Annotated in this window: 8 protein-coding genes; 7 read left to right on the top strand and 1 reads right to left on the bottom strand. The window is 63.5% G+C overall.

The genetic code is table 11. The features are described 5' to 3' along the window. Positions 1 to 356: 356 nt before the first annotated feature. The 4 genes from QFZ54_RS04470 to QFZ54_RS04455 all read left to right on the top strand — a co-directional run bounded on the left by QFZ54_RS04470 (position 357) and on the right by QFZ54_RS04455 (position 5,430). Positions 357 to 2,876 (top strand): TonB-dependent receptor, encoded by a 2,520-nt coding sequence (locus tag QFZ54_RS04470; protein WP_307084795.1) that lies wholly within the window; start codon positions 357 to 359, stop codon positions 2,874 to 2,876. Further along, on the top strand, positions 2,873 to 4,054 hold the full coding sequence (locus tag QFZ54_RS04465; protein WP_373458441.1) for a YdcF family protein: 1,182 nt from the start codon (positions 2,873 to 2,875) through the stop codon (positions 4,052 to 4,054). Before QFZ54_RS04470 ends, QFZ54_RS04465 begins: the two co-directional genes overlap by 4 nt. Before the next feature lie 18 nt (positions 4,055 to 4,072). Continuing rightward, entirely contained in the window at positions 4,073 to 5,062 is a 990-nt protein-coding gene (locus QFZ54_RS04460) for a nuclease (RefSeq protein WP_307084793.1), read from the top strand. A 92-nt stretch (positions 5,063 to 5,154) separates the two neighbouring features. Further along, positions 5,155 to 5,430, top strand: coding sequence for a hypothetical protein (locus tag QFZ54_RS04455; protein ID WP_307084790.1), 276 nt, complete (start codon positions 5,155 to 5,157; stop codon positions 5,428 to 5,430). A 43-nt stretch (positions 5,431 to 5,473) separates the two neighbouring features. Here QFZ54_RS04455 and QFZ54_RS04450 read toward each other — a convergent pair whose 3' ends face one another. After that, a complete protein-coding gene (locus QFZ54_RS04450; protein WP_307084788.1) occupies positions 5,474 to 6,400 on the bottom strand; it encodes an L-lactate dehydrogenase in 927 nt (308 codons plus the stop codon). Between the two features lie 565 nt (positions 6,401 to 6,965). On the opposite strand from QFZ54_RS04450, the gene QFZ54_RS04445 reads away from it, so the two are divergent. The 3 genes from QFZ54_RS04445 (at position 6,966) to QFZ54_RS04435 (ending at position 12,111) form a co-directional block, all read left to right on the top strand. Then, positions 6,966 to 7,955, top strand: a complete 990-nt coding sequence (locus QFZ54_RS04445) for an SDR family oxidoreductase (RefSeq protein WP_373458440.1) — start codon at positions 6,966 to 6,968, stop codon at positions 7,953 to 7,955. Between the two features lie 234 nt (positions 7,956 to 8,189). Next, positions 8,190 to 9,914 carry a DUF885 domain-containing protein gene (locus QFZ54_RS04440; RefSeq protein ID WP_307084783.1) on the top strand — a complete coding sequence of 575 codons (1,725 nt, stop codon included), beginning with the start codon at positions 8,190 to 8,192 and terminating at the stop codon, positions 9,912 to 9,914. Positions 9,915 to 10,035: 121 nt separating this feature from the next. After that, positions 10,036 to 12,111 (top strand): M13 family metallopeptidase, encoded by a 2,076-nt coding sequence (locus QFZ54_RS04435; protein ID WP_307084781.1) that lies wholly within the window; start codon positions 10,036 to 10,038, stop codon positions 12,109 to 12,111. Positions 12,112 to 12,158 lie beyond the last annotated feature (47 nt).

Genomic DNA, 12,158 nt, shown 5'->3' with positions numbered 1-12,158 from the left:
TCCGACAGGCGCGCCCCGCTAAGCAGTTGTAAGATTGCGATTTAGTAGCCGTCTATGTGGAAGTTCGTGTCACGGCTGACGTGCAGCGGGCTGCCGGTTCGCCGCCGCATCTAGTGACAGCAATTACACGACCACGGTCGTGCGAGATGCCGCGTAGCACACGTTAGTAGCGGGGGGATAGCTAGCGGATAGGAGCCGATGAACAGACCACGTGACAGCAAGTTTGCCCAACCGCACGTCGATGCGAGAACACAAAAGAATTGGTATTTTTTTGGTTTTGTAATTCAAGCTGTCACATTTGCCCTCCAACGGAGCCGGATTGCCATTCTGCCAAGTTAGAGTCCTGTGGGGGGTCCATGTTCAAATCCATTCTCGCAAGCGGTGCTGCTCTCGTCGCAATGAGCGCGGCAATCGCTGCGCCTGCGTATGCTCAGACCGCCGATCCTGTCGCGTCATCCGAAGTCGATCCGAGGGAGGCCAATGGTTCGGCCGCGGGTCCCGACGACGCCAAAGGCGACATCATCGTCACGGGTTCGACGCGCGCGCAGCGCCGCTTCGACGCGTCCTATGCGATCAACGTCGTGTCGCAGGCCGACATCGAGAAGATCGCCCCGGTCAACTTCGCCGACCTGATCGGCCAGCTCCCCGGCTTCCAGACCGAGATCACCGGCGGCGAAGTCCAGAACATCTACCGTATCCGCGGCCTGCCGAACGACGGAGGCTTCGTCAGTTTCCAGCAGGATGGCCTGCCGCTGTTCCATGAGAATGACGGCGTGTTCTTCCGCGGCGACGCGATCCTGAAGCCCGACCTTATGACCGAGCGGGTCGAAGTCGTCCGCGGCGGCCCCGCCCCCGTCTATGCCAGCTATTCGGGCGCGATCATCAACGCGATCGAGGTTACGGGACGTGACGACGTGCGCGGCAAGGCGCAGGTGACGATCGGCGACACCGGCCTTTATCGCGCAGACATCGTCCAGTCCGGTCCCCTCGGCGGGAAGACCTATTACGCAGTCGGTGGCTTCGTGCGCTATCACGACGGTTACCGCGACAACGGCTTCCCCAACGACAAGGGCGGGCAGTTCCGCGCCAACGTCAAGCATGACCTCGACAACGGCTCGCTCCGGCTCAGCGTCAACTACGTCAACGATCACAACGTGTTCTATTTGCCGATCCCGACAGCAGACCCGCGCAATCCGGCCGTCTCGCTCGATCGCTACATCGATTATTTCTCGGGCACGATGAACTCGCCGGCGCTGCGCAACGTCAACCTGCGCTACCGCGACGGAGCAGGCGTAGTCCAGAACCAGGCGAGCGACCTTGCCGACGGTCGCCACATGCGGATGATCAACATCGGCACGCAATATGATGCCGATTTCGACGGCTGGCTGGTCTCCGCCAAGGCCGGCTTCACGATGGGCAAGCTCGATTTCAACGCTTTCTATTCGACCACCAACCCGGTCGATCCGAACGCCTTTGCGAGTGGCTATCGCGCCCGCGCGACTACCGCGTTCGGTCCGGTCGCGTCGTTCGGCTATGTGCTCGCCGGCACCAACACCGTCTACGACCCCTACGCCGCTTCCGGCCTAGTCGTGCAGGGCCAGTACCGCGACGTCCAGTCGAAATTCTATTCGAACCAGGTCAATCTGTCGGTCGCCAAGAAGTTCGAGACGGGCTTCGGCAGCCACGATCTGAAGCTCGGCGTCTATGGCAGCCTCTACGGCGAAGACAGCCGGACGATCTACCAGAATTACCTGATCGAGGTTGCGGGCAAGCCCCGGACGCTCGATTTGATCGCGTATAACGCCGCCGGAACGCGGATCGGTAGTGTCACCGACAACGGCGTGCTGAACTATGCCGCGACGCTGACCGGCGGCAATTCCGATGCGAAGATGATCGCGGTGTTCGCCAACGACACGTGGGAAATCCTGCCGGGCCTTCGGTTCGACGCGGGCATCCGCCACGAGCGCTACAGTTACAAGGGCTTTGCCTTGCTGACGGGCCAAGCCAATCTCGGCGACCCGAGGACGCTGGCCGACGACACCACGCGCGCCTTCACCGGCAACACCATCAACCAGACGGGCAAGCCGCACGTCACCAACTGGACCGCGGGGGCCAACTACGACTTCAACCGGCATATCGGCATCTACGGTCGTGCCTCGCATCTCGAGACGCCACCAAGTGTGCAGACGGTGATGAGCATCAACCCGACCATCCTGACCACGATCGCGGATCAGTACGAGGCCGGGCTGAAGCTAGCAGCAGGCCGTTCGTACCTGTACGTCACGGGCTTCTATACCAATTTCGACCCGCTCAATGCCTCGTTCCTGGCGTTCGACCCGAGCACGGGGCGCAACGACGTCAACATCCCGTTTATCGGCGAAGCGCAGGTCAAGGGTATCGAGTTCGACGGGTCGCTGGCGTTGACCTCCTGGTTCTCGCTCAACGGCGCGCTGACGATCAGCGATCCCAAATACAAGAACTTCCAGAGCTCGACCGGTGCCGATCCGGTCCAGGCCGAGGGCAAGCAGATCGTTCGCCAGCCCAAGGTCTACGGTAACATCCGCCCGAGCTTTGACTTCGATATCGGCGACAATGCCGTCTCGGTCTATGGTCGCTACACGTATATGGGGAAGCGCTTCGTCGACCTCTACAACAACACTGCGCTACCGGCGTACGGCACGACCGGCGCCGGCGTGACGCTGCGGCATGGCACGTGGCAGGTGCAGGTCGTCGGCGACAATCTGTTCAACGCGCACGGCCTGACCGAAGGCAATACGCGTACCGACCAGCTGAGCGGCCAGGGCAGTTCCGAAGCGATCTACGGCCGTCCGATCTTCGGTCGCAACGTCCGTCTGGTGGTGGGCAAATCCTGGTGAAATATCGCTTGGCCCTTGCCGCGGCGACCGTCGGCTTTGCGAGCATGCCTGCCAGCGCCGAGCCGGTCGTCGCGCAGGCAATGGCCAAGCCGGTCGGCGACCGCGTCATCGCTGCGTTGTCGCGCCGCCTGTTCCCGCTGTTCGATACGATCGGGGGAGATCCGGCAGCCCTCGACCGAGTGAAAGCGAAACCGGGCGTCGCTACCATGCTGGCAGCGCGCGCCGGGCGGCGGACCGCCTGCGCCGAGGATGTGACCTGCATCGCGCAGGCGCTGGTCTGGACACCGTCCGAGACATCTATCCTCGCCGAGGCAACGCCGCAGGGCATCTCGACCGCCGACGACGGCGCTGCGGCGCAGGCCAGGCGCGAGATCGAGGGGATCAACGTCATCCTCCGCACCTTCGGTCTCAGTCAGGTGCCGCGGTACCCGCAGATCGACGGCCCGGGACCGATCGATCCGCTGGAGACACGCGCACGATTGCAAGCGGCCGACTGGCTGTCCCGCACGCCTCGCGCGCAGTCCGTGCAGGCGCTCGACCCAAGCATGGACTTCGCACTGGCCTTGCTCGACGTCAGCGACCGAACCGATGCGATCGGCTTCGATCCGCTGTCCGGAGGCCTGAACGCCGCCGCGATGAAGCGCGCGCGGTCGCTCGACTGGAAGCGATGGCGCTACAGCGCGATGATCGTCACCGGCGTCGGCCCCGAGACCCCCGACACTGCGCTAAGCCCCTTCGGCAAATACCATGTCCGCCTCGCCGCGGATCGCTTCGCGCGCGGCGACATCGCGCTGATCATCGTAACCGGCGGACGCGCGCATCCCCGCGCCACCCGGTTTACCGAAGCGGAGCAGATGCGCGCCGCGCTGATCGAACGCTACGGCGTGCCGGCTGACGCGATCGTCATCGAACCCTATGCACGGCACACCACGACCAACCTGCGCAACGCGACCCGCTTTCTTGCCACGCTGGGCGCGCCCCTCGACCGCGACACGCTGATCGTCTGCAATCCAGGGCAAAGCGAGGCGATCGCCAGCGCCGCATTCGTACAGCGCAACCTGACCGAGTTGGGTTATGCTCCCGGGCAGATCGGGAGGCGAGTGTCCCCGACCGAGGTCGAGTTCCGGCCTTCGCCACTGTCGTTGCGCGTTGATCCGCGCGATCCCCTCGATCCCTGATCCCGTCTGGAGCCTGTGATGCGCCCTGCCCTGCTAGCCACGATCACCGCTTTTGCCGTATCCTGGATGCCATCCTCGGCGCTGGCATGGGGCGGCACCGCGCATGCGGTGGTCGACCGCGCGGCGATCGAGGCGATCCCCGACGACGGCCCTGTCTTCCTGCGGCGTCATGTCGACTATATCGCTGGATCGGCATCGCTGCCGGACGCGTGGCGCGGTTCGTCGGAAAACTTCTCGAAGATCGAGGAGGATCCGAACCATGGCTGGTTCCGCGAGCAGTTCACGTTCCTGAAACCGATCCCCCGATCGCGCTACGAATTCGTCATCGCGGTCTTCAAACGGCACGAGAAGATCAAGCGCAGTGATCCGGCGACCGCGGCGCGTACGAACGTGCGCTGGACCGGCACGCTGCCTTACGCAGCGATCGAAGCCTATGACCGCATCGTCGTCTGCATGCGCGATGTCCGCGCTGCGCAGGCGACGGGCAAGAACCCCGCATTCGCCGAGCAGCATTGCGCCTTCGACGTCATCCGCCTGGGCCACTATATCGGCGACGGCGCGCAGCCGCTGCACGATTCGGTCAACAGCGATGGCTGGCGCGGGCCCAATCCCAAGGGCTACACCACCGATCGATCGATCCACGGCCGGTTCGAAAGCGGCTTCGTCGACGGCATGAAACTGACTGCATCCGACATTGCGCCGCGGATCGGCGCGCCCGGCCACCGCGAAGGCGACATGTTCGACGCGGTCCTCGCCTTTCTGAACGACGCCGGCGACAAGATGGAGCGCGTCTATTCCCTGGAAAAGCGCAACGGCTTCGCTGATTTTGCGGACAAGGACGTGCGCGCGCTCATCTACACGCAGACCACGGCAGGCGCGGCGATGCTTCGCGACATGCTCTGCCGTGCGTGGACGGAGAGCGCCAATGCGCCTGCGGAGGTCCACCCCTCGCCGATCGATTTCGCGAACCCGCGCTTCAATTCCGAAACGGGTTCTGCGCCCGACTGATCGCGGATCGCTGAAATTCAACGCCCTGGAAAAATACGCGCGTCTACTATCTGCAATCGCACGTTGTGGCTTTTGGCAACAAAGGGAAATCCATGACGACTTATCCGCTGAGCGAACCGGCTACCATTTATGCCGACGGTAACGATGCCAAGGACGCCGGGATCCTGGGACGGGGGACGCTGTCCGAATGCGCTGACTTAATCGCCGAATTCCCTGAAGAAGAGCGGACTGCCGTGCGTATCCAGATGGATTCCATGGATATCCAGTTCGATTCCACAGAGGTCGACGAGTTGTTGCAGTTCCTGCGGGACGAAAGTTCGGGATTATCGAACGAGGACATCGAGAAGATCTCCGAACCCGGCGGATGATCGGAAAGTCCAAGCTTTAACGAACTCCAACATCGCCATCCACTCAGCCGGTGTTCTTCAGCGTTTCGCGAAGCGCGCCGGCCGAAGCGTGCAGCGCGGCAAGTTCGTCATCGTGGAGGTCGGGCGTCAGGATGCGAAGCACGCCACCCGCGCCAATGAGGCAGGGCAGGCTGAGGTACAGATCGTCGATCCCGTACTGCCCTTCCACGAGCGTCGACACGGGTAACACTATGCGCTCGTCGCGGTGTATCGCCTCACAAATACGGACGATCGCAGTGGCGACGCCAAACGAGGTGTACCCCTTTCCATCGGCGATCGTGTAGCCTGCGCGCATCACATCATGCGCGATCGCAGCGCGGTCGAAGCCTCGGCCGTCGAGATAGGCGTCCAGGGCCATGCCGCCTATCCGGACCGTCGAGTAAGCCATGACCTCGCTATCGCCATGTTCGCCCAGTACCAAGGCCTCCACCGCGCCGGGGGCGATCCCGAGCCGGTCGGCGATACGCTTGCGAAAGCGGTTGCTGTCGAGCAGCGTGCCGGTGCCGATCACTCGCGCCGACGGCAGGCCGCTGGCGACCTGAGCGACCTGCGTCATCGCGTCGGCTGGGTTCGAGGCTACGACGAGGATGCCGTCGAAACCCGCCGCCATCGCTTGGCCGACGCAATCGCGCACGATCGCCGCGCTCTTGCCGGCAATCGCCGTGCGCGGCTCCCCGTCCTTCGTGGCCGCACCTGCAGTGATGACGAGAATGGTCGCATCGCGCACATCCGCATAGTCGCCACCCCAGATCCGGGTCGGACGCGCAATCGCGTTGGCGTCGGCAATGTCGGTCGCTTCGGCAGCCGCACGGTCGGCATCCGCATCGATCAGGACGATTTCGGCAACCAGCCCACGCAGCATCAACGCGTAGGCCGCTGCAGCCCCGACATTACCGGCGCCGATAATGGCGATACGTGACGATGGGGCCATGGCGGTTTCCTTGAGCTTGACGATAAATCGCCGTTCGACTGACTTGCACGATGGCGGCGTAACTTACTGCCCCCTCTTGCCGTCGGGGAGAGGGGGTTAGAAGAAAGCGATGACCGCCACTTCCTGTCAGACCTTGCGGCATTCATGATCGCGCGCAAGGCCTTAGCGAGTTTTCCAGGTTGCGCCGGCTGTCCTGGACCAGCCAGGGTTAGGCGTGATCCTGGTCAAAATCGGCACTCGCAGGTCAAAGCGTTCTGCCTAGAACAGCAGGAGTTGATCGCGGAGATTTGTAGTTTCATTCATTTGTCTCGACGACCCGTCTGGCCACACTGAAGGTCCGCTCGAACCAGCCAGGCGATGACCGCGTTGATGTCCGCCGGGGCGATATCCGGGTCGGTGACCGCGCCTCGTCGTGGCATCGAGCAGTCAGCGCAGCGGCAATCCGATGACGCCGGTGTAGCGTCCTTTAGCAGCTTCCGAAGATCGCGGGGGCCGAGCGAGCGATTTTCGGAACAGAAGCAATTGTTTAGCGCTTGGAGCTTTGATCACTCCGGGAGCCATGACAATGACCGATACAACACGCCGTACATTCGTTACGGGCGCAGCGATTACCGCTGGCGCCATTGCTGCGACGTCTGCGAACGCCGCGACGCAAAGCGCTGGTGGTAACGCCGCGACGACACCTGCCGCCGCAACCTATCCTAAGCCCCCCTACCCCGTACAGCGCCAACCTTGGCCGGGACTTGCGTCGAAGATGACACCGCGACCGGACCATGGCGAGAAAAGCTACAAGGGTTCGGGTAAGCTTGCGGGCAAGAAAGCGCTGATAACCGGTGGAGACAGTGGTATCGGTCGCGCTGCGGCCATCGCGTATGCGCGGGAGGGCGCGGATGTCGCGATCAACTATCTGCCCGCCGAGGAGCCCGACGCTCGCGAAGTCGTCGCCCTGATCCGGGCCGAGGGTCGCAAGGCGGTCGCGATTCCCGGCGACCTGCGTGACGAGCGCTTCTGCCGCCGGCTGGTGCAGCAAGCGAGCGAGCAGCTTGGCGGGCTCGATATCCTGGTGAACAATGCAGCACGTCAGCAGACGCGTCCCGGTATCGCCGCTATCTCGAGTCAGGATTTCGACGACACGATAAAAACCAACGTCTATGCGCCGTTCTGGCTGACCAAGGCAGCACTCGAACGCATGAGTTCAGGCGCGGTGATCGTCAACACGTCCTCCGAACAGGCGGGCAATCCATCGCCCGACATCGTCGACTATGCGCTGACACGTGCCGCGGTACTGAATTTCACCAAGAGCATGGCCAAGCAACTGGCCAGCCGCGGCATCCGCGTCAATGCAGTCGCGCCGGGTCCGTTCTGGACGCCGCTACAGGTCAGCGGTGGAGCTACGCCTGAAAAGCTGCGGAGCTTCGGCGGAGACTCCCCGATGGCGCGCGCTGGCCAGCCCGCCGAAATCGCAGCGCTGTACGTCGCCGCGGCCGATCCGTCCCTGAGCTATTCGACAGGCCAGATCTTCGGTTCGACTGGCGGAAACGGTCAACCGGCATGACCGGGTAGTGCCGCAACTTGCTGGGTTGCGGCACTACCAAGCGATGGTGGCACCGTTCTAGGTGCCCCGGTGCTCGTTCCATAAATATATCGAATCCGGGAAGGCTCGCTACGGGCCCGTAATTATGAGGTCAATTCGTCCTGCGCTTCGGTTGGTCGATGCAACGGTCGTCAGCCTTTCCCTTACCAGCCCGCGCAGGTAGGAATCTCGTTACGGGCAGGAACGGGAGACGAGATGCGGTTCGGATACATGGTAGCGACGGCGTTGCTCGCACTCGCACCTGCGACGGCGTTGGCGCAACCCGCCCCTGCAGACGCGCAGCTAAAGGCGATCTACGAAGCCGAATGGGCGTGGCGGCAGAAGGAATTCGCTCAGATCGCGGACGGCCTGCGCAGCAAGCCCGACGATCATTTCCCCGCCGTAGCCCCCGCAGATTGGGCGCGCCGACGCACGTACTGGAACACTGTACTCGATCGCATCGCGCGCATTCCTGCGACGCAACTTTCGTCCGAGGAGCAACTCAACGCCGCGGTCCTCAAGGAGTCGCTCCGCGCCGAGGTCGCGAACATCGACTTCCGCACCTACGAGGCGCCGCTCAACAGCGACTCCTACTTTTGGGGCGGGGTGAAGCCCTATTCCCCGCTCGAGACTGCCGACGACTATCGCCGCTACATAGGACGACTGAAGGACGTGCCGCGCTGGTTCGACCAGAACATCGCCAACATGCGGGCCGGACTGAAGCGCGGCTTCACGCCCCCGCGCATGTCGCTCGCCGGACGCGATGCGACCATCGCCGCGTTTACCAGGCCGGGTGCCGACAACCCGCTCGCCGAACCGTTCAAGGCGATGCCCGCTTCGATCCCGGCAAGCCAACAGGCTGTTTTGCTCGCCGAAGGACTAGCTGCTGTCGATACCGCCGCCGCTCCGGCCTATGCGAAGCTTCTAGCCTTCTACCGCGACACCTACCTGCCCGGAACCCGCGCGACGGTCAGTGCAGCCGCACTGCCAGACGGCGAGGCGTTCTACAAAAGCCAGATCCGCGAATACACGACCCTCGAACTCACACCGGAGGCGATCCACCAGATCGGCCTCAAGGAAGTGGCGCGCATCGACGCCGACATGAAGGCGACGATCGCCACCACCGGCTTCAAGGGCAGCTTCGCCGATTTCCTCGCCTTCCTGCGCAGCGACCCGCAATTCTACGCCCGCACCCCCGACGAGCTGCTCGGCTTCTCGTCCTATGTGGCAAAGCGGATGGACGGACGGCTGAAGGACGTCTTCACCACCCTGCCCCGCTACCGCTTCACCATCCAGCCGGTGCCCGACGCGATCGCGCCGGTCTATACGTCGGGTCGCGGCGGGCTCAGCGCGTGCCTTATGAACACATACGACCTGAAGTCGCGCCCGCTCTACAACATCGTCGCGCTGACGCTGCACGAATGCGTTCCTGGCCACAGCCATCAAGCCGCGATGGCGCTGGAGGCTCCGGACCGGCCCGCCTTTCGCCGGGAGACGTACTTCTCGGGCTATGGCGAAGGTTGGGGGCTCTATTCGGAATGGCTCGGCACCAAGCTCGGCATGTACCGCACACCCTATGAGGAATTCGGCCGCGAGACATTCGAGATGTGGCGCGCCGCGCGCCTGGTCATCGATACCGGTATCCATTCTATGGGATGGAGCCGTCAACAGGCGATCGACTATCTTGCCGGACACACTGCCCTCGCCAAGCTGGACGTCGAGATCGAGGTCGACCGTTACATCAGCTGGCCGGGCCAGGCGCTCGCCTACAAGCTCGGCGAGATGAAAATGCGGGAGTTGCGGGCGAAGGCGGAAGCGGGATTGGGCAATCGCTTCGACCAGCGGCGCTTCCATGAAACCCTGCTGAACATGGGCTCCGTACCCCTGCCGGTGATGGAGGCCGAAATGCTGAAGTGGATCACGGCCGAGAAAACACGCTGACATCCGCCAGTCTTTGAGGTGCCCGAACGCAAGGACCGTCGAGCTCACGCCGCGGCGTCTTTTTCGCTGGCGCCAGAGCATCTTAAAGGTAAGGTGCGGTGACCTTAAACGGAGAAGATCGTTGGTATTGAAGCATATACCGCTCGCTACCCTGCTCGGTGCAGCCGCGATCGCAAGTTCGGTCACTGGCCAGACCCCGCAATCGACAACGGCAGCGTCGACAACGAACGACGCGGCCGCGACCAGCTACGGCAGTTGGGGCTTCGACATGACCGGGATGGATCGCAGCGTGAAGCCGGGTGACGACTGGTTCCGCTTCGTCAACGGCGCCTGGGTGGACCGAACACGGATTCCGCCGGATCGCTCGTCGTACGGCGCCTTCGCCGTTTTACGCGACATCTCCGAACAACGGTTGCGCAGCCTGATCGGCGGCTACAGCGCCTCCGACACGGTCCATCCCGATCGAATGAAGGCGGCAATCCTCTACGCAGGTTTCATGGACACCGGGACTGCGGAGACGCTGGATGCCGCGCCGTTGGTCCAGCGACTAGCGCCGCTGAAAGCCGCCACGTCCAAGGACGACATCGCGCGGTTCATGGGTCGCTCGCTCGGCGGCTTCGGCGCAAGCTTCTTCGCGCCGGGCGTCAACGACGACGCCAAGCAGCCAGACGTATACGCGCTCTACCTGCGCCAGTCCGGATTGGGCCTCGGCGATCGTGATCTCTACCTAGATGCCAAGTTCGCCCCGCAGGTCGCGCGATATCGCCAGTACGTGGCTCAGATGCTGACCCTCGCCGGCTGGCCGGACGCCGAGACTGCGGCGGGGAACGTCGTGGCGATGGAGATCAAGCTCGCCACCGTACACTGGACGCGCGCGCAGAGCCGCGACCGCGACAAGACCTACAACCCGACGACGCCTGCGCAACTGGCCAGCCAGGCGCCGGGCTTCCCCTGGGCGACGTTCTTCAAGGCCGCCGGCGTCGACGCAGCCGACCGCGCGATCGTGGCGCAGAACACCGCCTTCCCCGGCATTGCCAAGGTGTTCGCCGAGACCGATCTGGCCACGCTGAAGGCGTGGGAGGCGTTCCGCATCACCGACGATGTCGCGCCACTTCTTTCGAAACGCTTCGTCGACGCGCAATTCGATTTTCGTTCGAAGTTCCTGAACGGTCAACCACAGCAGCGCGAGCGCTGGAAGCGCGCGGTGGCGTTCACCGAAAACGGCGTCGGCGAGGGAATCGGTCGGGACTATGTAGCCCTCTATTTTCCGCCCGCGTCCAAGGCCAAGATGGACCAGCTCGTCGGCAATCTGCGTGTGGCGTTGGCAGGGCGCATCCGCAACCTGACATGGATGGGCGCGGCCACGAAGGAGCAGGCGCTCGGGAAGCTGCAGGGGTTCAACGTCAAGATCGGCTACCCGGACAAGTGGCGCGACTATTCGGCGCTTCAGGTTAAGCCAGGCGACCTCGTCGGCAACGCCGAGGCCGCGCAGCGCTTCGAATGGGATTATCGTCGGCGGCGGATCGGAATCCTGGTCGACAAAGCCGAGTGGGGCATGACCCCGCAGACGGTCAATGCCTACTACAACTCGGTCAAGAACGAGATCGTCTTTCCCGCGGCGATCCTGCAGCCGCCGTTCTTCGACCCGAAGGCCGACGACGCGGTGAACTATGGCGGCATCGGTGGCGTGATCGGCCATGAAATCAGTCACGGCTTTGACGACCAGGGTCGAAAGTCGGATGGTCGCGGCATTCTGCGCGACTGGTGGACCGCGGAGGACGCAACCAAGTTCGAGGCGCAGGCGGCAAGGCTCGGAAGCCAGTACGAGGCATACAGCTTCGAGGGACTGCCCGGTCTCCACATCAACGGCCGCGCCTCGATGGGCGAGAATATCGGCGACCTAGGCGGGGTGCTGATCTCGCTCGACGCCTATCATACCTCGCTCGGCGGTAAGCCCGCGCCGGTGATAGGCGGCTTCACCGGCGACCAGCGTTTCTTCCTGGGTTGGGGACAGGTCTGGCGGACGCTGTTCCGCAACGAGGCACTTCGCCAGCAGCTCGTCAGCGATCCGCATTCACCGGGCCAGATCCGCGCAGTGAACCCCCTGCGCAACGTCGACGCCTGGTACGCCGCATGGAAGATCGACCCAACCCAGAAACAGTATCTGGCGCCCGCCGATCGCGTGCGGATATGGTGAGCGCGCGGTGGCCAGACGCCGGTGCGACGTCTCGATCGCATTCTCAT

This window comes from Sphingomonas faeni (genome assembly GCF_030817315.1).
In the GTDB taxonomy this organism is placed as follows: Bacteria; Pseudomonadota; Alphaproteobacteria; order Sphingomonadales; family Sphingomonadaceae; genus Sphingomonas; species Sphingomonas faeni_C.
The sequence above is the reverse complement of the archived record's forward strand: the minus strand, read 5'-3'. Positions and strand labels throughout refer to the sequence as shown.